General features: G+C 68.5%; 21 protein-coding genes. 6 read left to right on the top strand and 15 right to left on the bottom strand.

The window, feature by feature from the left end; all coding sequences use genetic code 11:
• Nucleotides 1-1,164, top strand: a complete 1,164-nt coding sequence (locus tag AB0L95_RS12115; protein WP_365160848.1) for an XRE family transcriptional regulator — start codon at nucleotides 1-3, stop codon at nucleotides 1,162-1,164.
• A 346-nt stretch (nucleotides 1,165-1,510) separates the two neighbouring features.
• The gene (locus AB0L95_RS12110; protein WP_365160845.1) at nucleotides 1,511-2,773 is read left to right on the top strand and encodes a hypothetical protein; all 1,263 of its coding nucleotides are present in this window, start codon (nucleotides 1,511-1,513) and stop codon (nucleotides 2,771-2,773) included.
• A gap of 38 nt (nucleotides 2,774-2,811) precedes the next feature.
• Here AB0L95_RS12110 and AB0L95_RS12105 read toward each other — a convergent pair whose 3' ends face one another.
• From AB0L95_RS12105 to AB0L95_RS12065, 9 genes are all read right to left on the bottom strand, one after another.
• Entirely contained in the window at nucleotides 2,812-3,174 is a 363-nt protein-coding gene (locus AB0L95_RS12105; protein WP_365160842.1) for a UDP-N-acetylmuramoylalanyl-D-glutamate--2,6-diaminopimelate ligase, read from the bottom strand.
• The gene (locus AB0L95_RS12100) at nucleotides 3,174-3,698 is read right to left on the bottom strand and encodes a C39 family peptidase (RefSeq protein WP_365161021.1); all 525 of its coding nucleotides are present in this window, start codon (nucleotides 3,696-3,698) and stop codon (nucleotides 3,174-3,176) included. Before AB0L95_RS12100 ends, AB0L95_RS12105 begins: the two co-directional genes overlap by 1 nt.
• 36 nt (nucleotides 3,699-3,734) lie before the next feature.
• On the bottom strand, nucleotides 3,735-4,826 hold the full coding sequence (locus AB0L95_RS12095; RefSeq protein ID WP_365160839.1) for an ATP-grasp domain-containing protein: 1,092 nt from the start codon (nucleotides 4,824-4,826) through the stop codon (nucleotides 3,735-3,737).
• Nucleotides 4,823-5,623, bottom strand: coding sequence for a diaminopimelate epimerase (dapF, locus tag AB0L95_RS12090; protein ID WP_365160836.1), 801 nt, complete (start codon nucleotides 5,621-5,623; stop codon nucleotides 4,823-4,825). Before dapF ends, AB0L95_RS12095 begins: the two co-directional genes overlap by 4 nt.
• 389 nt (nucleotides 5,624-6,012) lie before the next feature.
• Nucleotides 6,013-6,555, bottom strand: a complete 543-nt coding sequence (locus tag AB0L95_RS12085; RefSeq protein WP_365160834.1) for an NUDIX hydrolase — start codon at nucleotides 6,553-6,555, stop codon at nucleotides 6,013-6,015.
• A complete protein-coding gene (locus tag AB0L95_RS12080; RefSeq protein WP_365160831.1) occupies nucleotides 6,552-6,938 on the bottom strand; it encodes a hypothetical protein in 387 nt (128 codons plus the stop codon). The genes AB0L95_RS12085 and AB0L95_RS12080 overlap by 4 nt, the downstream gene beginning before the upstream one ends.
• Before the next feature lie 95 nt (nucleotides 6,939-7,033).
• The gene (locus AB0L95_RS12075; RefSeq protein WP_365160828.1) at nucleotides 7,034-7,879 is read right to left on the bottom strand and encodes a helix-turn-helix transcriptional regulator; all 846 of its coding nucleotides are present in this window, start codon (nucleotides 7,877-7,879) and stop codon (nucleotides 7,034-7,036) included.
• 27 nt (nucleotides 7,880-7,906) lie between these two features.
• Nucleotides 7,907-8,419 carry a DUF6879 family protein gene (locus AB0L95_RS12070; RefSeq protein WP_365160825.1) on the bottom strand — a complete coding sequence of 171 codons (513 nt, stop codon included), beginning with the start codon at nucleotides 8,417-8,419 and terminating at the stop codon, nucleotides 7,907-7,909.
• Entirely contained in the window at nucleotides 8,397-8,627 is a 231-nt protein-coding gene (locus AB0L95_RS12065; protein ID WP_365160822.1) for a hypothetical protein, read from the bottom strand. Before AB0L95_RS12065 ends, AB0L95_RS12070 begins: the two co-directional genes overlap by 23 nt.
• 297 nt (nucleotides 8,628-8,924) lie before the next feature.
• Between AB0L95_RS12065 and AB0L95_RS12060 the strand changes: the two genes are divergently transcribed.
• Nucleotides 8,925-9,389, top strand: coding sequence for a hypothetical protein (locus tag AB0L95_RS12060; protein ID WP_365160819.1), 465 nt, complete (start codon nucleotides 8,925-8,927; stop codon nucleotides 9,387-9,389).
• 55 nt (nucleotides 9,390-9,444) lie between these two features.
• Here AB0L95_RS12060 and AB0L95_RS12055 read toward each other — a convergent pair whose 3' ends face one another.
• The 6 genes from AB0L95_RS12055 to AB0L95_RS12030 all read right to left on the bottom strand — a co-directional run bounded on the left by AB0L95_RS12055 (nucleotide 9,445) and on the right by AB0L95_RS12030 (nucleotide 16,211).
• A complete protein-coding gene (locus AB0L95_RS12055) occupies nucleotides 9,445-10,290 on the bottom strand; it encodes a hypothetical protein (RefSeq protein WP_365160816.1) in 846 nt (281 codons plus the stop codon).
• A 455-nt stretch (nucleotides 10,291-10,745) separates the two neighbouring features.
• The gene (locus AB0L95_RS12050; protein WP_365160813.1) at nucleotides 10,746-12,473 is read right to left on the bottom strand and encodes a relaxase/mobilization nuclease domain-containing protein; all 1,728 of its coding nucleotides are present in this window, start codon (nucleotides 12,471-12,473) and stop codon (nucleotides 10,746-10,748) included.
• Nucleotides 12,470-13,048, bottom strand: coding sequence for a plasmid mobilization relaxosome protein MobC (mobC, locus tag AB0L95_RS12045; protein ID WP_365160810.1), 579 nt, complete (start codon nucleotides 13,046-13,048; stop codon nucleotides 12,470-12,472). Before mobC ends, AB0L95_RS12050 begins: the two co-directional genes overlap by 4 nt.
• A gap of 122 nt (nucleotides 13,049-13,170) precedes the next feature.
• Nucleotides 13,171-14,505, bottom strand: a complete 1,335-nt coding sequence (locus AB0L95_RS12040; protein WP_365160807.1) for a hypothetical protein — start codon at nucleotides 14,503-14,505, stop codon at nucleotides 13,171-13,173.
• 90 nt (nucleotides 14,506-14,595) lie between these two features.
• Nucleotides 14,596-15,291 carry an ATP-binding protein gene (locus tag AB0L95_RS12035; protein WP_365161019.1) on the bottom strand — a complete coding sequence of 232 codons (696 nt, stop codon included), beginning with the start codon at nucleotides 15,289-15,291 and terminating at the stop codon, nucleotides 14,596-14,598.
• Complete coding sequence (locus AB0L95_RS12030) at nucleotides 15,288-16,211, bottom strand: hypothetical protein (RefSeq protein WP_365160804.1); 924 nt, start codon at nucleotides 16,209-16,211, stop codon at nucleotides 15,288-15,290. Before AB0L95_RS12030 ends, AB0L95_RS12035 begins: the two co-directional genes overlap by 4 nt.
• Before the next feature lie 499 nt (nucleotides 16,212-16,710).
• On the opposite strand from AB0L95_RS12030, the gene AB0L95_RS12025 reads away from it, so the two are divergent.
• The 3 genes from AB0L95_RS12025 (at nucleotide 16,711) to AB0L95_RS12015 (ending at nucleotide 18,990) form a co-directional block, all read left to right on the top strand.
• On the top strand, nucleotides 16,711-16,968 hold the full coding sequence (locus tag AB0L95_RS12025; protein WP_360512632.1) for a helix-turn-helix transcriptional regulator: 258 nt from the start codon (nucleotides 16,711-16,713) through the stop codon (nucleotides 16,966-16,968).
• A gap of 90 nt (nucleotides 16,969-17,058) precedes the next feature.
• Nucleotides 17,059-17,424 carry a helix-turn-helix domain-containing protein gene (locus AB0L95_RS12020; RefSeq protein WP_365161017.1) on the top strand — a complete coding sequence of 122 codons (366 nt, stop codon included), beginning with the start codon at nucleotides 17,059-17,061 and terminating at the stop codon, nucleotides 17,422-17,424.
• Between the two features lie 48 nt (nucleotides 17,425-17,472).
• Nucleotides 17,473-18,990 (top strand): LacI family DNA-binding transcriptional regulator, encoded by a 1,518-nt coding sequence (locus AB0L95_RS12015; protein ID WP_365160801.1) that lies wholly within the window; start codon nucleotides 17,473-17,475, stop codon nucleotides 18,988-18,990.
• The last annotated feature ends 67 nt before the right edge of the window (nucleotides 18,991-19,057 follow it).

Raw genomic sequence — 19,057 nt, 5'->3', positions numbered from 1 at the left:
ATGCCGACACCGCCACGAGGATCGAGAGGCGCTGAACTCGCCTCCCGCTCCTTCGAACCCGAAGCTCTGACTACGGCCCGACAGCTTCGAGGGCTGCGCAAGAACGAGCTTGCCAGGAAGGTGGATCTCACGCCGGCAGCGGTCAGTCAGTACGAGCTGGGGCAGAGTCGGCCTTCGGCCACGGTCGTTGCGCAGCTGGCCATGGCCTTGGGGGTGCCTGCGACGTTCTTTGCTACGGGGCACCCGCATCCAACAGTGCCCAGTGCCGCCCACTTCCGAAGCCTCAGGGCGACCACGCAGTTGCAGCGGGATCAGGCGGTTGCGTTCGGCAAGATCGTCTGGCGGCTGGTTACAACCGTCGAGCACTACGTGGAACTTCCCCCTGCGGCACTGCCACGACTGGCCCTGCCCGCCGAGCCGAGCAGAGCGGACATCGCGGCCGTGGCCCGCGATGCACGCGATGCCATGGGGGTGTCCAGCGGCCCGATCCCCCATGTCACCCGACTACTCGAAGCCCATGGCGCCGTGGTCCTGGAGCTACCGCCCATGTCGAAGCGGGTGGACGCCTTCTCGCATTGGTACGGGAGCAGGCCGTTGGTCTTCCGGAACCCAGCCAAGAACGACAAGGCTCGGTCGCGATTCGATGCCGCTCACGAAGCAGGGCACTTGGTCATGCACCTTGACGCTGAGCCCGGCAGCCGCATTGTCGAGAACCAGGCACATGACTTCGCCGCCGAGTTCTTGATGCCCAGTGCCGAGATCCTTGCGGAGTTGCCGCAGAGGCTCGACTGGGAGGCGCTCTACGGGCTGAAGCGACGGTGGGGCACGTCTCTCAAGGCACTCGTCTACCGGGCCCATGCCCTCGGTGTCTTCCGGGAGACCACGTACAAGCGCGCCATGATGATGCTCTCTCAGCACGGCGATCCGGAGCCTTGCGACCTCGGACCTCGTGAAGCACCCCTCTTGCTTGAGAAGGCGGTCCGTCTGTGCGAGGAGACGGGCGTTTCATTTGATGATCTTGTCTCCCGCTCGGGACTGCCCTTCGAGCTTGCGAACGAGGTCTACGCGACCGCGACCATGACGAGGCCGCGCCTTGCGCTGGATGCATCCGAGGAGAGTGAGAGGTCGACCACCCCGGAAGTGCTGACGCTATTCCCCAGCTGATGGTGTTCCTTGATCGGGAGAAACTCTCACGCATCACACGCAAGGAGCGCGTTCTAGAGCGCGATGCTGTGGCAGCCAGGCTGGTCCACGTGGGGGCCTCGGTGCTAAGCCCTCCTTTGAATCCGACGTACGCTGAGGCGGCTCGTACCGCTGGATGCAAGCCGAAGCTCATGTACGCGCTGCTGGAGTACGTGATGGCGCTGGTCAACTAGAGAAGGACTCGTGCTGAGTCCTCTCACGGCAGTCGGAGATTTCCGTCCTTCCGAGGACTCGCATTCCTCACCCGCACTCCGTATGTTCCCAGGCGACCTTTTCGACTGTCAGTGGTGCTCCTTATGGTGTTGAGATGGCAAACGGGGTATGGCACACCGGATATGGCATAGAGATCAATCTGTCCCTGCCTGACCTCGGTCACGATGATCGTCCCGATCTGCTCCGAGAGATCACTGCGAGCGTCGCTGACCGAGACCCGCAGTTGCTCGAATGTCTCGCGCACCACGACGGCCGCGAATGCCTGTCGGAGTCCGGCGGAAAGTCACCGTGGATGTTCATCCGCCGGGGCCGCGTCGGTGGTCGTCGGCCGCTTGTGGCATCACATCTGCCGATCACGCACAAGGCGACCCCAGCGGAGAGCGCACAGCACAAGGCCACGAAGGAGCGGATCGTCGAGACGGCCTCGCGCTGCGGTCTGGATGCAGATGCTGAAGTCCCCACCGCGAATCGGCGGAGTGTCTCCGATGCTCTCGTCACCGGGCCTGCGGGTATCCGCGTTGGCTGGGAGATCCAGTACCACCACATCAGCCCCAGCAGCGTGCACCGTCGGTCCGTCAACGCCGTACAGCACGACATCACGCCCCTCTGGGTGGCGAAGGACCGTACGGCCTCGCTGATCGACCGGGCGCCATGGGCCCGCGTGGACGACATGCCTTGGAAGGACATCACCGACGGCAAGGAGATGGTGATTCGCGGCGGGTACCGCTACCTCCAGGTCTGGAAGTGCGTGCCCAGCAGTGACCGCCACTGCCCGCTGTCCCAAGGGGCCGGCCACTGCGGCGCGATTCATGCCGAGTGGTTCCTGCCCGCGCTGTGCCAGCCGGAGAAGAAGCCCGTGCAGATCGAGGATCTCGTTCTGTCCAGCGCGACGGGGGAGAGTGTGCCCGTCTACGTGCCCAATCGGGGCAGCGGTCGGGCCGGACGGCACATGTGGGTACCGGCGGACGACTGCGAGTTATGGCGGGAGCTGGTCGGGGAGAAGGTGCCGCTTCCTCTCGCGCCGGAGCAGGAGGAGGACGACCAGATCACCTTCGCCGAACAGGAGATCGACCGGACGTGCCGCGCCGGCGAAGAGGGATGGTTCGTCAGCGACGCTCGGCCCATCCGTGATCTGGGACAGCCCACCGGTGGCGTGACCCTGCCGCGGATGCCGCTGCAGCGGTCCGTGAAGCCGACGCTGATCACATCCGTCGAGCGGGCTGCCGCCTCGGCCGCGCTGGGGTGCCCACCGTGGGAGCTGGGGCTGTGTGCAGGCTGCGGTCAGCTGATGCGTCGGCACGGACGCCATGCGGCCATGTACTGCGCGGCGTGCCGTTCCGAACTCAACGGCCGATAGCTGGGGGAGCCTTCGCACTGGCGAGCTGGCGCGGCTGCTCAGAGGCTGGTGACGGGCTGCCCGGTGAGTGCTTGGGCGATCTGCCAGAGTTGGCCGCCGCGGGACGCCTTCACAAGAACGACGTCGCCGGGCTGGAGGATAGAGGCCAGGTAGGCGGCGGCGGTGCGGTTGTCGCCGACCATCGCGATGTCCGGTACGCCCGCCGCGCCGGCCGCGAGGGCGAGTTGCTTGGCGAGTGTGTCTCCGACCGCCACGATCAGATCGACGCCGTTCTCGGCGGCCATGCGTCCGACCTCGCGGTGGGCTTCGACGGCCTCGTCGCCCAGTTCCAGCATCTCTCCGAGTACGGCGATCCTCCGGCCGCCTGCGGCCTCGGTCGTGTCGCCGTCTGCCTCGGTCATCAAGAGTCTCCGTTATGGATGAGGGGCGCGAAGGCGATCGCGCGGCCGGTGTAGGAAGCGGACAGGCGGCTGAGGGGGACTCGGTCGTGCGTCTGGCCCCAGGCCGACGGGTCCCGGAAGTGGATCGTGGGGTCGGGGCCGTTCTCGTAGCCGCGAAGGATGACGAGGTGGCCGCCGGCGCGGCCGTCGTCGGGGAACTGCTCGGTCACGGAGACGATGAGCGGGGCGTCGTCGAGGCGCCTGGTCAGATCTTCGGCCGGGACCGGCTCGGCGGTCGAGGGGACGCCGAGGTCGGTCGCGAGGCTCGCGATCCCCGCGTGGAGTGCTCCGCGCGGGGTCAGGACCTCGTGCTTGACCGCGAGTTTCAGGAGCTCCGTGACCGTCGGGGCCTCGCGCCCGTAGGCGAGGAGGATCATTCTCAGAGATGCCAGGCCGCACGCCCGGTTGGACCACTCGATTCTGTCCCCGAGAGCCCATCCTCCGTGCAGATCCCACTCTGCTGGGGCGATGAGCTGACGGCACATGGGGACCTCGTGGACGCGCGGCACAGCGGCGGGCTCCTACGGCGAGACGGCAGCCTCCCGAGCCCGTGTGGTGCCGGCGAACGCGGGAGTGGGCAGGGGGACATCGTAGGGCGGGCGGCCCAGGGCCTCGTGCAACATGGCCAACACGACGTCCGTGTGCGTGAGTCCGACCATCGCCGCCCCCACCACGAAGTTGCTGTCACGGGACATGCCCGGTGTGCTGTTGACCTCCAGCACGTACCGTTCGCCGTCCTCGGCGAGGATGAAGTCGATGCGCGCCGAGCCGCGCAGCCCGATACCGTCCCACAGGATTCGGGCGTCCCCGGTGATCTTGTCCAGTACGTCGGGCGCCAGGTTGGCGGCGCGCACGGTCACGGTGCCGCTGGAGTCCACGTCGAGCTTCGTGTCGGCGTCGTAGAAGTCGGCGCCGGCTGCCTCGGTGGCCAGCGGCGGGAAGACGACGACCGAGCCGCCCGGCAGCTCCAGGAGCCCCACGGTCACCGGCGTGCCGGTCACGTACTCCTCGACGAGCACGGACGTGCCCACGTCGCCGGCGGCGTCTGCCAGGGCGCTGGGCAGATCCGCCGGATCGCGTACGAGGCTCATGCCCACGCTGGATCCGCCGAAGGGCGGCTTGACCATCACCGGGCGCCCGTTCCACGTCGCGGGGCCGCCGGTCCAGACGTGCCAGCCGGGCGTAGGGACGCCGAGGGCCAGCATCACGCGCTTGCAGAGGATCTTGTCTGCGGCCACCGCGGATGCCCCGACTCCGCTGCCGCAGTAGGGCACGCGAAGGTAGTCGAGCAGCCCCTGCAGCCGGCCGTCCTCACCGTAGGGACCGTGCAGGTTCGAGAGGACCACGTCGTACTCGACCAGTTCCATGATGAAGTCGGGCTCGCACGGGTCCAGCACCTTCCAGCGGACGCCGATCTCTTCCAGTGCCCCAGCCAGGGCGGTGACCGATCGCTGCTCGACGGGGCACTTTGCGTGGTAGAGCCTGTCCTCGGCGGACACCGGCCCGTAGACGAGCGCGACGCCGAGGCCCTGGCGGCTCTGGCCCCACTCGCGAAGCTCCTCGGCGGCCTTCCGCACCGCAAGGGTCGAGCTGGGGCTGAGGAAGAGAGTCATGCGAGTACCCCTTCGAAGGTATTGGTGACCGGGCCGCCGACCCAATGAGTCCGGTCCGGTCGGGCGTCATGCGGCCGGACCGTGAGCGGCTCCCCGGCGCGGTTGTGGACGGTGACGGCGCGTCGGGCCACCAGTCCGCGCATCGTGGCGACGACGACGGCCGCGACCGCCCCGCTTCCGCACGACAGGGTTTCCGCCTCGACCCCGCGCTCGTAGGTGCGGATCTTCAGCGCCTGGTGGCCGGCGAGCTGGACGAAGTTGACGTTCGTCCCCAGCGGGGCGAGGTCGGCGTGGTGGCGGACGAGGTGCCCGACGACCTCCGCGTCGATGGCGGCCACGTCGTTCACGATCGCCACGACGTGTTCCGTGCCGGTGTGGGCGCTGTCGAACCAGGTCGGTCTGCCGTTGATGACCGTCTGTAAACGCCGGGGGAGTACTTCGCCCAGCTCGGCCGTGACCCACACGGAGTCGTCGGAGACGACCCCCTCGTGCTCCACGCCGTCCATGCGAAGACACATCTGCCGGAAGCCGTGATCGCGGTGGGCGGCCCAGGCGGAGCACCGCAGGGCATTGCCGCACATGGTGGCGAGCGAGCCGTCCGCGTTGAAGCAGGTGACTTCGAGGACAGGCGGCCTGTGGCTGATCAATCGGCTGATGACCAGGCCGTCTGCACCTACGCCGGTACGCCTGGCGCACAGACGCTCCGCCTCCTTCGGCCACTCCTTGTCGTCGTCAGGCCCGAGGCCGGAGAGCAGCACGAAGTCGTTCCCGGCGCCATGGATCTTGCGAAAGCGCATGACAAAGCTCCTCGCATAGTGAGGTGAGAGTGACGGTGCGATTCCCGAACTGGGCTGAGGATCAGCCGAAGCCGATGGGTCGGTACGTCGTCCGGGCCTCTCGCATGACCCAGGGCTCCCGCCCGGCAAAGATCAGTACGCGATGGGCTGCGGTGCCGGCGGACCTCATGTCCCGCACGCGCTGGTACTCACCGTCCAGGTAGACGAAGTCACCGACGCGGACATCGCCCGGTGGCCGGGGCGTTCCCATCGTTCCGACAGGCGGAGGCGGTACAGAGGGCAGTTCCTTGGCCCTGCGTTCGTACATCAGCCCCTCCAGATGCCCAGCAACAGGGAGCCTCCGATGGCGACGAGGCTTACGACATAGGCGAGTTGTTGGCTTCGGGGACTCATAGGATTCCGATCAGGTGGCGCTCCACACGGCTGCGGACCGACGGGATGCCTATTTCCGTGAGAGGCACCCAGGCCGCCGCACCCGTCTCGATCACCGACGGGATCACGGTGCCCGAATGGGCCCGGAAGAGGTATCGGATGCCGACTCGGAGACGGGGCCCGTACCGGTGCTGCCCCGGCCTGGTGACATCGACCAGGAACGGCCCCTCGGCGCCGGGCTGCGTCCAAACGTCCTGGATGCCGGCCTGCTCTGCCAGCAGGCGCAGGGCCGCCTCGCTGAGGGAGTCGTCCGCGTCCTCCGGCTCCGCCTCCGCGAGTGCGTAACCCCCTTCGTGCCGCAGGCACAGGACGCGACTGCATTCGTCGACTACGACGGCTCCTGCCATCACAAGGGGGCAGCGCTGGTCATGGGTACAGGCTCGGCGCTGCGCGTGGTCGCGGGCCGCGTCGTAGACCGGCAGCAACGCCATCCTGTCGGCGGGGTGCTCGTGGATGTAGTGGGAGAGCTCCCGAACGATCTGGTCGTCCCTGATGCTCACGGCGCCTCCAGCCCGTTCCGCTCGGAATAGACCCACAGCAGTCGCCGCGTGAGAAGGGCGGCATCGCGGAGGTACAGGTAGGTCCCGAAGGAAGGTGTCTCGGCGGTCGGCCGGTTCGTGAGATCGACCAACCTGGTTCCCCTGCGGCGGAGCTGCCGGACCTCGCTGTCGTCGTCGGCTCCCAGGTCCTCGCGGAGCAACCGGTTCAGGTGACGGGCGATCGCCGGCACCTGCCTGTCCATCGCCGCGCGGGTCGTGGTGCCCATTCGCAGGGCGAGGATGGAATTCGTCTGCGAGGAGATCGCCTCTACGTTGATGGGGGCGTCGTCGTCCTCGATGTCCTCGGCCGTCTCGGCCTTCTTGCCCGTACTTGCCACTGTCATCACCGGCCCCTCCGGAGCACGCTTTCAGCCGTGACGACAAAGCTAGGAAGGGGGGTGGCCGGGCCTCTATGAATGTGCCGGAACTTGCCCGACGTTCACCCTAGAGATTCGATGGCTGACGTGATGAGTTCACGTGCGGCGGGGCCGTAGACGGCAAGTTCCGCCAGTTCGCTGAACGTCTTGGCATACATGGCAAGTTCGTGATTCTGGACGACGGTGAGATGGGCCGAGATCAATTCAACGTTCACCAACTCGTCGTCGTACAGGAAGAACCCTTCAACGGGCCAGAGGCCCGACCGGTCGGCGTCCTGGGGGATGATGCCGATGCTTACCGACGGCAGAGCCATAACGCTGAGGAGATAGCCGAGCTGGCCTGCCATGACCTCGGTGCCGCCTATGCGGTACCGCAGCACGCTCTCCTCCAGCAGGATGGCGAACGTGTGCTTCCCATAGACGACCTGCTGCTTTTCCACGCGCACCTTGACGGCCGCCGGCACATCGTCGATGAGCCCTCGGCGGTCCCGAATGGAGGTCAGAAGTGCGGTGATGTACGAGGCCGTCTGCACGGGCCCAGGGATGAGCCAAGGCGAGTAAATGCGAAAGCGCTCGGTGCGCTCCCAGAGAGGAAGCACGGACTCCTGAGCCCATTTGAGGCCGTGGCGCTCCATCTTCCGCCACTCGACGTACATGCCCTCAATTCCGCGGGCTGTCGAGATGAGGTCCTCTGTTTCGCCCTCGGCGCCACACGCGGAACACCAGGCGCGAAGGTCGCGCTCCGAGGGCGCGCGGGTGCCGCTCTCGAAGCGCGAAGCCTTCGACTCGTGCCAGCCCAGGCTCTGGGCCAGAGCTCGCTTGGTGAGCCCGGCTGTTTTCCGGATTTCGGCGAGGCGTAGCCCGAGCGCCTTGCGGGCTTCCTGGACGCTCGAAGATGGTGATGACATGTCGGTGCGAGGCTGCTGTTCGAACTGTCAGGCCAGCTCGAACTGGGCGTGAGGTGTTCCCCGCTGCCACACGGCCTCGAAGGCCGACTCGCAGAGCTTCGCCACCTCCGGGTCCTCTGTGAGTTCCACCTCCATGTTCTCGCCGTCGCCGTCGAAGTGGTTGACGAGGACGAGGCCGGAGTCGAACAGCCAGAAGTCGTTGCCCGGAAGAGCGATGTCGGTCGCGTCGCGCCGCGAGAGCCACCGCACGCTTTCGCCAGCGGCGATGTTCAGTCCGTCCGTCACGTCGTACTCGAAGCGGATGTACTCACTGACCGGTGTCGAGACGACGCGGGCACGTCGGACCTCGACGCCTCGCGAGGTCGCCTCCGTGACGATGGCGTGCCAGTCGGCCCAGCGCTGGGCGGGGTCGAGGACCTCCCCGGCCTTCCAATCGATGAAGGCAGGGTCCGACTTCATGTAGGCGTCGCGCATCTCCAGATGGACGGCCGTCCGCCGGCAGTCCCGGAAGAGCTCCTCAAACGTCGGGGGCCTCGTCATCCTTCTTCACCTCCAGGAAGAACTGCACCATGCGCCGCGGGATCTCCACCACCGACTCGTGGCCGGGGATGTCCATCTGCCCGAGGCGCTCGGCGTCCTTCACCTTCCACCCCTGCACGAGGTAGCTGTCCTTCTCCTCGTCGAGGTAGATGGTGGGCGAGCCGCCACTGGGACTCTCCGGATCCTTGCCGAGCTTGCGCAGGGCCATGATGTCCTCCTCGGATGCCGGTAACGATCTCTGTGCCAGAGCTTGCCCGTGACTGAGCCCTCAGGCCAGGAACTTGCCCAAACTTGCCAGGACTTCGGGTGGCAACCCGAGCGGGGACCCTCGGCTGACGGCGCCCCCATGCCCTGACACCACCCGTATAGGCGGCTGGACTTGGCCCACGAGTCCAGCCGCCTGTCTGTTGTTCCGAGTGGTGTGCGCGCTACAGTCGCCCCGCGCTTACGAGCACGAAGTCCACGGACATCCGGCCCACGGGCCGCCTCCCTACGCGGAGTTCACATGATCACGCTCACTCCCGCAGAACGCGACATCCACCGCGCCCTTCTCAAGCTCGCGCAGGAGGGCGATCCGGGGAAGCCCGGCGCCGCCTGCATCAGCTACAAGGGCCTCGGCCAGGTGATTGACCCTGAAGGACGGAACCCTGGCATGACTCGGCCTCCGTTCCGGACCATGTTCCCCGCGCTCGGCCACGTCAGCATGTACGAAGTGGAGCACGGCCGCCCCATGCTCTCGGCGCTCGTCGTGAACCAGGACACCGGTACCGCCGGCCCTGGCTTCGCTGAGCTGGCCCGGCACCTTCAGTTCGAAGTCAAGGACGGCGAGGCGTTCTGGCGACGTGAACTTGAGGAAGTGGTGCGCTTCTGGTCCGCGAACGACCCGGTGCTCGTCCTCGATGCAGCTGTCGACCGAGTGCTGGAGGAGCTGAAGCAGATCAGGGCGTTGCTCCGGAAGCGCAGTGCATAGCACCCGGTACGGGTGGCCGATGCTCAAGCCCAGCCACCCGTACCCTTGGCTGGGCCTACGGCAGCTGAGGAGGCGACGACGGCAGACTCGGGTTGCCGCTCGCGTCGAGCGCGTAGGCGGGATCGGGGAGCCGCTTCCCGCGCTGCCGCGAAATCCAGTACGTGCGCTCGTACGGCGGGTGACCCACGAACTCCAGAGCTTCGGACCCGGTCTCGTGGTCGATGAGCCAGACGCCCGTACGGCTCTCATGGGGCCGGACCGGGCATCCGGTCAGCTCCAGTTCCCAGGTGTCGGTGACGCCGTTGTCCCGGCTGTCGTGAACCGTGATGACGCCGGTCACGCGGTGAGGGAGCGGACGACCCTCCTGCTGCGCCTCGTAGTTCTCCGACAGCTCCTTGATCGTGAAATCCTTCTGAAGGAACAGGTTGGGGTTTACGCCGTTCCCTTGCTGGGGCCAGAGGGCGTGCGGGGTCGCAGGCACCGCGCGGTGCTCGATCTTCTTGACGAGGTCGCCGTCGTACTCGACGTTGACGTAGCGGTCTCCCCGGTTCTCGACCACGACGCGGGCCTGGAGGACGATGCGCTCGTTCTCCTTCTCCGGGAAGTGCCAGTCGTAGCCGTTGGGCCACGGATTGACGGGCATCCCGACGTGAGACCAGGCGTACGGCGGCCACTGCACCTCGGTGAACCGTACGCTCACCGCGGGCGCCTGGGCGTCCAGGCGTGTACGGGCTGCGTCGATCGCCACCGTTTCGGAGGCGACGAGCGCATTCTGCGCTACTTGGAGCGCGTCCTGCGAGACCTTGACGGTCTTGCGCATAAGGGCCGACTGGTAGGCGATGACGCCGAAACCGGCGGCGGTGCCCAGGGATCCGATCGCGACCCACAATGTGTCCGACATGGCCGATGATTTTCGTACCGTTCGGGCGGAAAGCGCCAACCCGCTGGTCAGGGGCGGGGCTTGAGCTGAACAAGGTCGATGGCCCGACTGTCGAACCCATGCCCCAGGAGTGGCGGAGCTGTATTAGGAACGCTTCTCGATCTGACCAGGACCGGGGACCGGCACGGTGACCAGGACCGACCGGCAAAGCCGCGGCGTCCCGCGCCGCGGTGCATCGGTAGCCGCTCCAGTCCTACCGCAACGGCGGCCCAACCCGGTGGGCCGCCGTTGGTGTCCGTACGGTCAGTTGTCTTCGTGCTCGGCGTTGTATTCGCGGCCCTTTCGTGCGGCGACCATCTTGACCAGGTGGTCGTATTCCGCGTAGTCCTCGTCGGCCATGGTGGCGTAGACGTTGCTGCACTGGGATCCGTGGTTCAGGGCAGGTTACCGGGTGGTACTCGGGGCATGGTCTGTGCTCACCGCGACCGGTGCCTGCGGGACGGCGCCGCCGTGGACGCGGGAGGCGTTCCGGCGATGGTCCGCGCAGTGGACGGGACGTGGGCTACGCGCGGGCTGCGGGCGCGGGCGGCACGTGCCTGAGGGCTGGGCACGTGCCGGTCGCCGAGGCGTTGAATGCGCCAGGTGAGGGTCCTGGCCGGCGAGGTGGCGTCGTCCAACGAACGTTGCCCTGCTGCGTGGTGCAGAAGCTCGGCCGGATCATGCCCGGCTGCCTCGGCAGCGGCGAGGGTGGCTGCCAGAGCCTCCCAGGCGGACTCGGCGAGGATCTGCGCGGCGTAGACGGGAACCGCGTCGCGCACGTGTTGGGCGTACCGGCGGACGGTGTTCACGGGAGGCTTGAGACTGGCCATCGCGGCCAGAGGCTCGGGAACCGTCTGGTCGTAGGCAGCCCGGAGGTGGACCAGGGCTTGGCGGGCGGCGGCGACCTGGCGGTCGTGGTGGTGCAGCGCGTTGCGGCGCTGGACGGCGGTGACGACGAGGATGGCTGCGTCCAGGAGCATCGCCAGACCGCTGCCGTCGGTGGGCTGGTGGCGCATGCCCTTGATCGCGCCGCGCAGGGCGCGGGCGTGCTGGTGGTCGACGCGCGCTCGGGTGTGGGCTGCGTGCTCGAAGGCGACGGCGGCCCGGCGGAGTTCGGCCTTCAGGTGGGCGGGGGCGTATAGAGGCAGGGCATAGAGGACCTCGCCGAAGGCGGCAAGGTGGGCCTGAGCGACGTCGGCGGGGCTGTGGCCGATGTGGTGGGGGATACGTTCGGTTGCGGCGGCGGCCTGGTGCCACGGGTTGGGCCGACGTCCGGCCGGTGAGGTGTCCACTACGGAGACTTCGACGGCGGCGAGACGCTGTTGGATCTTGGGGAGGGAGAGGTCGGTGGCGAGGCTGGAGCCGGAGTAGAAGACGGGCTCGCCGTCGGCGTTGGTGTCGCCGGGCAGCGCGACCTTGTAGCCCTGCAGATCGCCGGAAGGCAGGGTTCGGGTTTCGACCTGGAGGCCGGTGTCGGCGAGCAGGTTGAAGAACCCGTCCAGGTCTTCGGCACGGGCGAGCGCCGTGCGTACGACGTGGCGAAGTTCCTCGCGCACCGTCTTGGTGCGGCCGGTGCGCCTGGCCTTCTCCTGCTCGGCGCGGGTGGGGCGCTTGGCGGCCCGGGTGTCGGCGGCGGCGCGGCGCCCGCGCGGGATGCGGGTGAGTCCGAGCTCCTCCTCGATGCGGGTGAGTTCGGTCATGGCGCGGTGGTAGTCGTTCCAGTTGCGGGGTGGTCGCAGGTCGCCGCGCACCTTGGTGGCGACGATGTGGATGTGATCGTCCGCGTGACGCACCGCGATCCACCGGCAGCCGTCCGGATCGTTCATGGGGGCGATGCCGGTGGCGTGCACGATGCGGCGCGCCACCTGTGCCCATTCGGCGTCGGTGAGGATGCGGTCCTCGGGCGCTGCGCGGAGAGAGCAGTGCCACACGTGCCCCCCGGGGGCATGGTCGCCGGCCTGCCTGACGCGCAGGTCGAGGGCCTTGGCGAGCTGGTCCATCCGCTCGTTGTGGCCGGGGCTGTCTTCGGGGCCGGGGTCGGGCACGAAGCCGTCCCAGGAGGCGACGATGTGCTGGTCGGTGTGCACGGTGGCGGTTCCCGGCCCGAAGAGGTACCTCAGCACGCCTCGGGTGTGGCTGCCTGGTTTGACGATGTTGGCGATCACGCGCGGCCTACCTTCTGCCCGGCGGCCCGGAAAGCTGCCTCGTCCACGGCCTTCACCGCGTCCTGGGCAGTGGACAGGAGGCGTTCTGCCCGCTCCAGGACGGAGGCGTCCACAGGGTGTGGATCGCCGTCAGAGTTGAGGCGGCGGGCGATCTGGTTGACGTTGGTGCCGATCCGGGCGATCTGGGTGCGCAGCGCGGCGAACTCGTCGATCGCGTCGTCGTAGACCGTGCGCTGGTCGGGCAGGTGCGTCTCACCGTTGACGAAGGCCATGACGACCGCACCGACCAGGTGGGCGCCGGCCATGCCCATTTGCTTGGCCCTGGCTACGATCGCGGCCTTCTCGTCCTCGCTGTAGCGAGCATCGACACGGGCTTCTCGACGGCCGTCGTCACAGCGCTCGCGGCGGCGCAGGACACGATAGAGGGCGGCTTCACCGGTAGCGCGCGCGACAGCTGGCTGCTGCTCAGCGGCGACGTCCCCGCCCACCCCCGCCTCTTGCTCCGGCGCGCCCTCGCGCCGGAGCTCCTCCTCCGCCACCCCTGGGGCGGAGGAGCTCGCGTCGGACCGGCCCATGGACGGTCCAACGCCATTGCTTGCTGCCGTCGGCGTGGGCGTAGTGATCTCCCTTTGGGTGTTGTGTAGTTCGAGGTACGAGTCATGCATTGAGCGGTCTTCCTCAGATGTTGGGTGGCGTCTCAGCGCGGGTGGCCGGCGGGCGCGGTCGGCAGCTCGGCCTTGACGGTGCGGACCACCTCTCCGGCGGTGTCGCTGGCCACGCTGTAGCCGTCCTTGCGCACGGCGCCCTCCAGCAGGTCACGGGAGAGACGTCCGTGCTCGCGGTAGAGGTCCTGGGCGTACTTATTGAGGAGGGCCCGTGTCGCGCGCGGTTTGGAGCCCGGGCGATTCGACTCCGCCCGCGAGACCGTTCCTGGATCGTCGTCCGGTGGCCCCTCGCCCGGTTCTGGTTCCGGGCTGACGGTGGCGCGGGCGGGCTGTTGCGGGCGGGTTTCGGGCTGAGGGCGGGCTGCCCGGTCGGCGGTGTCATCGCCCGCGACCTTGGTGGGCGGGCGGCCCGGAGTCTCTGCCCGTTCTTCTGCCGTGGCCCGCGGGCGGCCCGTCGCGGAGCCGCCCCTCGTGCGCGCGGTGGTATCGGGCCAGCGCGCGGGCAGTGGCTTGGAGGAAAGGGCAGTGGCCTGCTGGCGGGTGGCGAGCTTGCGCAGCAGCAGCTCGTCTTGGAGTTCGTCGCGGTCGACGTCGGCCTGCTCCAGAGCCTGGTGCAGGCGGCGGGTGAGGCGCCGGCCTCGCCACTTGGTGCGTTTCGAGGGCGTCATGGCCTCTGCGCGGAGAATCAGGGTGACGGCCTGGTCAAGGGCGCGCTCGCGGATGATCCGGGCGGCGTCCGCGTCCCGGTCTGCGATCGAGAGCCGGGCGAGGAGCCGTTCGCGTGCCTGGCGGGCGAGGACGGCGGCCAGGCTGCGGGAGTCGGCGTGCGGGCTGCGGTGACGCAGCTCGATGCCCATGGCCAGGTGCCAGAGCATGGCCGCCATGACCGGGCCGACGAAGGCCCGCACCGTTCCGCCCACGGGCCCGGATTCGGCGTAGGCGGGCAGGACCTGCACAGCGGTGATCACCCAAGTGAGGGTGCCGGGCAGCCCGGGCGCCTGCTTCGGGCCGTTGAGGTTCTGCCGGGCCAGCAGGGCGGTCGCGAACAGGGCGAGCTCGGCGGCGGCGAACATCGCGGCGCGCTCGATGGTGCTGCCCATGTCGAGGTAGTCGGCGGCGAACCGCCAGCTGGTGTCCGCGCTGTAGGCAGTGCAGCCGATCGCGGCGACGGCGGCGATCGGGATCGCGGCGGTGTTACGGCGCCGTCCGGCGTCCTGCTTTCGCCGGCGCCGACGCAGGAGCCGTGCAGCAGACAGGGCGGCGACGAGTAGCAGCACCGCGATGGCCGCAGGAGCGGTGATCCAGTGCGGCAGGACGGATGTGCCGGTGCCGTTGACGTTGATGAGCGTGGTGGTGCCAGGTGTCATGCAGAGGCTCTCCAAGGGGCCCTCACGTTCGAGGGCAGGCGGAAGCGCGGGCGGGCGATGCGAGACGGTGCGGAAGAGAGCGCCGGCCGGTCAGACGGCTGGCGCGGTGCGGCGTCGGTCGGGGCCGGTGAGGATGACGCGTTCGGTCATCTCGGCGAGGCGGGAGGCGACGCGGTCGCCGAGCGCGGTGCGTAGTTCGGCGGTGGGGAGGTTGGTGGTGATGAGGGTGGGGAGCATGTGCTCGTACCGGTGGTTGATGAGCCGGTAGGTGAGCTCCTCGGTCCACTCGCTGGTTTTGGCCGCGCCGAGGTCGTCCAGGAGCAGCAGCGGGCAGCGGGTGAGCGTCTGCAGATCCCGTTCGCCGTCGTGGCCTGCGCGAGGGCGGAGCCGTGCGTGCAGGTCGGCGGAGGTGGTGGCCTCCCAGCGCAGGCGGACGCCTCGGCTCAGGAGGGCCCGGACAGCGCCGTACGCCTGGTAGGTCTTGCCCGTACCCGTGGGGCCGGCGATCAGCAGTGACGGGCCCTCGGCGATACCCGGTCCGCCAGGGCCAGGGCGTCCTGCCCCGGCGATCTGGTCGGCCCAGGCGGTGATCTGGAAGTGGTCGGCCAGGGCACGGCGGTAGCGGGCCGGGATACGGGCATCCGCCAGCTCCAGGGCGGTGACCGGTTCAGGCTCTGGCTCCTCGGCGGCAGCGGCGGGGTCGATGCCGCGGTTGGTCAGGATGCCGTTGAGCCGGTCGGCGAGCGGGCCGACGCGCTGGGGTGCGCGGGTGAGGGTGGCGGTCAGAGGTCATCTCCGTAGGCGGCGACGATGTCGGTGGGGTTCGTCCAAGCCCTGTGGGCGGCGGACGTGGCAGGGGAGGCGGCGTTCATGACCTCGTGGACGAGGCTGGGCAGGACGCTCGGGGACAGGCCCTTGGCTCGATGGCGTTCGAGGGCGGCCCGGAGGTGGGTGGGGGCGATGCCCTCGTCGAGCAGCTTGCGCAGCTGCCCGCCCAGATGGTTCAGGAAGGCGCCCGGCGGGCGGTGGTTGCACGCGGCGACGTACTCGGCAAGGAGCTGCTTGGCCGAGACGGTGTCGGGCGCGGGGGCGCTTGCGCCCCCCGAAGGGGTACTTCCTAGATCCATGATCCTAGGTCCTAGATCCGGACGGTGAGGCTTCACGGACGGCTCCGGGAGTCCTCCGTGAGCCCTCATGGAGGACTCCGCGAAGCCGCCCTGACCTGCTATTTCGTCATCGGCGTCCGGATTCGCTGCAGGTTCGCGCGTCTTCCGTGCGCCCTCACCTAGGGCTCCGTGAGGCGGCAGTGAGGGCTCCGTGATGTCGACGTCGACAGCGCTCGGCGTGGCTCCGGCCTGGGTGTCGTGTCGGGGGCAGGCGGGAAGGCGGCTCTTGCTGGGCCGGTTGATCTTCTGGTGCTCGTGCCAGGTGACGACGTGCAGATAGTTCTTGTCGCCTGGGCCCTTGTAGCGGCAGATCAGTTCGGCATCGGAGAGCTGGGCGAGGTCCTTCTCGACGTCTTCGGGCCCGTGGTTCGGACGCAGGACCCACAGCTGTCCGGCGATGATCGCGGCGTGGTCGCGGTGGCGGCCCTGGTCGTCGGCCTGGGTGAGCAGGCCGAAGAAGGTGCGCTCGGCGGTCAGGGAGACGCCGGCCAGGGACTCGGAGACGAAGGCTTCGGGCTTGATGGTGCGGATTCGGGCCAAGAGGTCGGTTCCTCACTCGGTTGCAGGTGGGCGGGCTGGCACCCACGGCTCACCGTCGATCGTGGCGATACGGGCTTCAGGGGCAGGGGAGTTGTCCGGTTTCGGCAGCGAGGGGCACGCTGATGGCCGCTCTCGCTTTCTGGGGGTGTCGTCAACATAGCCACACCCAGGCCGTGCAAGTCCAGCCCTATCCAGCGCAATCTCTCACGGCAGAAAGGCTGCCCAAAAAGCAGGCAGCTCGAAAAGGGTAGGGCACGATTCGCGGTTGCCGAAATAGTTGCCCCGGATGCCGAGCCAGAAGCATCACATCGAGAAGCAGTTGACCTCCCGCCGGAGGGGAAGCTACAACACAACACCCCACGTCAGAGGGTCGATCGATGTGCCGGTTTCCGGCCCCTCTCGACCCGGGGATCCGCTTCGTCAGAGGAACCGAGCGAGCGGAACATAGACCACGATCGCCGGTTAACCAAACCGGCGAATGGACGCTACAAATGGAGCCATGCCCGCACGCTCATTGGGAATCGGACCCGCAGGAATGCGGACGGCCCGCACCATCGAAATCCTCCGCACCGAACGCGGTTTCTCGCAGCGCCAGTTGGCCGTCCGCATGACCTTGCTCGGTCACCCGACGTCCAACACCATGCTGTCCCGCATCGAACGTGCCCAGCGTCGATGCGACGTCGACGACCTGGTCGCAATCGCCGAAGCCCTCCGAGTCTCGCCACTCACGCTGCTGCACGGGCCCATCGCCACGTGACGAGCCTCGTCCAGAACCGCTGACCGAGACTCCCCCCAACCGAGAGAGGACCCGCGCTTCTTGCACCCCTCCGCGATACCCCCCGCCACCGTGCGCCACCGCCCCAGCACAGAGCCCGAAGCCCCCTTGCAGCGGCTCTACCGCCCCGAAGAGATCGCCGAAGCCCTCGGCTGCTCCGCCTGGTGGGTCAAGGACCGCGCCCGACGCGGCCTCATCCCGCACACCCGAGTCGGCCGCGCCTACCGCTTCACCGCCGAACACCTCGCCGGGATCGTCCGCCTCCACGAAGAGCGCCCGAAGCGATCCGCGAGCAGTGCGCCGGCCGGTCCAACGGTCACAAGTCCTCCCACCGCCCGGAATCGTGCCGCCCAGCCCCCTGGGCCGACTACGGCTCCGCCGACAGGGCGTCTGCGGGCCCGACCGCCTCGTCGTACCCAGTACGAGACCGTCGCGTAGCGCGACCGCGCCCAGCCTCAAACCGAGAGCACAGGAGGAAGACGCAAGTTGGGCTTCGCGGAGAAGCGCGGGAACTACTGGCGTGGCCGGTACAAGACGGCGCCTGGCAAGCACCTCACGGTCGTCGACGAGAATGGCAAGGCGATCCGCTTCGCCACCAAGGGTGAGGCCCAGCGCGCCGCGAGCGAGGCCGAGAACAAGTACCGCCGCGGCGACTGGCGCGACCCGGCACTCGGCCATGAGACCTTCGGCGAGTACGCGAACCGCTGGTACGAGGCCCAGGACCTGGCCGCCTCGACCATGCAGAACTACAAGCGCCACATCGAGGAGCACCTGCTCCCCGACTTCGAGGACAAGGCGCTCGCCGGCATCCTGCGCACGGACGTCGACCTGTGGGAGAAGAAGGAGAAGGCCCTCTATGCGGCCTCCAGCGTCAAGACCTGGCGCTCGACGCTCCACCTGATCTTCGAGGACGCGATCGATGAGGGCCTGATCACGTCCAACCCGGCCACCCGACGGCGCGGACGCGGCAAGCGCGCCGGCCGCTCCCGAGACCGCGGCCCGGAGAAGGTCGTCACCGATCCGCTCGGCATCCTGCTGACCGCCGAACGAGCAGCCCTGCTCTCAGGCCGCGACGACGAGTTCGTCGCCGTCGTCCTCAAGGGGTACACCGGCATGCGCTGGGGCGAAATCGTCGGCCTGGAGACCGAGTTCGCCCGCCCAGGTGCCGTCCGCGTCGAGTGGCAGCTGTACGAACTCGACACCGGCGAGCTGGTGCGCTGCCCACCCAAGGACGACAGCTACCGCACCATCGACGCGATGGACTGGCTGTCGGCCCTGGTCGCCAACCACGTCGCCCGCACGAAGCTGACACCCTGCCCGTGCCACGGCAAGACCTACGTCTTCCGGGGGCAGGGCGCGGCTCGCACCGGCGGCCACCACGGCGCGAAACTCGTCGACGTCGCGCGCCGTGCCGAAGTCTCCACGGGCACGGTGTCCAACGTCCTCAACCACCCCGACCGCGTCACCGAAGCCAAGCGGGTGAGGGTGGAGCAGGCCATCGCGGACCTGGGCTTCGTGCGCGGCGGCCCGGTGTCGCAGCATGCCGCCCACTGGCGCCGCAACGGTTTCGCGACGTGGCTGTTCACCCCGGCGGTCTCCGGCTGGTACCCGAAGAAGGCACCGCAGGAAGCCCGCCCCGTACCGCTCCTCAGCGAGCCGTGGCCCGGCGTCCCAGCCCGAGGACGCGGCGCCAGCGACCGAGCCGACGCCTGCTGGCTCCCGATCGCCAAGGGCCTCACACCCCACGGCCTCCGCCACACCCACCGGACCGTGATGGAGGACCTCGGCACAGAGAAGGTCCTTATGGACGAGCGCATGGGCCATATCGACGGCTCGGTCTCGGCACGCTACGCCCATGTCACCCCTGGCATGCGTAAGCGCCTCAAGCTTGGGCTGACCGAGCAGTGGGAGGCAGCGCTCGATGCCCGCTTGGCAATGAGCCCTCGCTCGCCGGTGAGCGTCCTCGACGCGCTATTGCGAGTGCGCCGTGAAGCGGTGAAATAGCGGAGTGTTGCCCGAGGCGACGGAGCGGGGGACACATGCGAGCGCTGAAAGCGGCATGGGGAGCGAT

The sequence above is a fragment of the Streptomyces sp. NPDC052036 genome, from assembly GCF_040680495.1.
Classification (GTDB): domain Bacteria; phylum Actinomycetota; class Actinomycetes; order Streptomycetales; family Streptomycetaceae; genus Streptomyces.
The sequence above is the reverse complement of the archived record's forward strand: the minus strand, read 5'-3'. Positions and strand labels throughout refer to the sequence as shown.

What these genes read in the sequence shown, in the direction of transcription:
- dapF (WP_365160836.1), bottom strand. Translation starts at nt 5,623, where the DNA reads ATGCGCTTTCGCAAGATCCATGGCGCCGGGAACGACTTCGTGCTGCTC.
- mobC (WP_365160810.1), bottom strand. Translation starts at nt 13,048, where the DNA reads ATGGGCCGGTCCGACGCGAGCTCCTCCGCCCCAGGGGTGGCGGAGGAG.
- AB0L95_RS12100 (WP_365161021.1), bottom strand. Translation starts at nt 3,698, where the DNA reads ATGTGCCGTCAGCTCATCGCCCCAGCAGAGTGGGATCTGCACGGAGGA.
- AB0L95_RS12115 (WP_365160848.1), top strand. Translation starts at nt 1, where the DNA reads ATGCCGACACCGCCACGAGGATCGAGAGGCGCTGAACTCGCCTCCCGC.
- AB0L95_RS12095 (WP_365160839.1), bottom strand. Translation starts at nt 4,826, where the DNA reads ATGACTCTCTTCCTCAGCCCCAGCTCGACCCTTGCGGTGCGGAAGGCC.
- AB0L95_RS12025 (WP_360512632.1), top strand. Translation starts at nt 16,711, where the DNA reads ATGCCCGCACGCTCATTGGGAATCGGACCCGCAGGAATGCGGACGGCC.
- AB0L95_RS12080 (WP_365160831.1), bottom strand. Translation starts at nt 6,938, where the DNA reads ATGACAGTGGCAAGTACGGGCAAGAAGGCCGAGACGGCCGAGGACATC.
- AB0L95_RS12105 (WP_365160842.1), bottom strand. Translation starts at nt 3,174, where the DNA reads ATGACCGAGGCAGACGGCGACACGACCGAGGCCGCAGGCGGCCGGAGG.
- AB0L95_RS12070 (WP_365160825.1), bottom strand. Translation starts at nt 8,419, where the DNA reads ATGACGAGGCCCCCGACGTTTGAGGAGCTCTTCCGGGACTGCCGGCGG.
- AB0L95_RS12040 (WP_365160807.1), bottom strand. Translation starts at nt 14,505, where the DNA reads ATGACACCTGGCACCACCACGCTCATCAACGTCAACGGCACCGGCACA.
- AB0L95_RS12060 (WP_365160819.1), top strand. Translation starts at nt 8,925, where the DNA reads ATGATCACGCTCACTCCCGCAGAACGCGACATCCACCGCGCCCTTCTC.
- AB0L95_RS12075 (WP_365160828.1), bottom strand. Translation starts at nt 7,879, where the DNA reads ATGTCATCACCATCTTCGAGCGTCCAGGAAGCCCGCAAGGCGCTCGGG.
- AB0L95_RS12055 (WP_365160816.1), bottom strand. Translation starts at nt 10,290, where the DNA reads ATGTCGGACACATTGTGGGTCGCGATCGGATCCCTGGGCACCGCCGCC.
- AB0L95_RS12110 (WP_365160845.1), top strand. Translation starts at nt 1,511, where the DNA reads ATGGCAAACGGGGTATGGCACACCGGATATGGCATAGAGATCAATCTG.
- AB0L95_RS12065 (WP_365160822.1), bottom strand. Translation starts at nt 8,627, where the DNA reads ATGGCCCTGCGCAAGCTCGGCAAGGATCCGGAGAGTCCCAGTGGCGGC.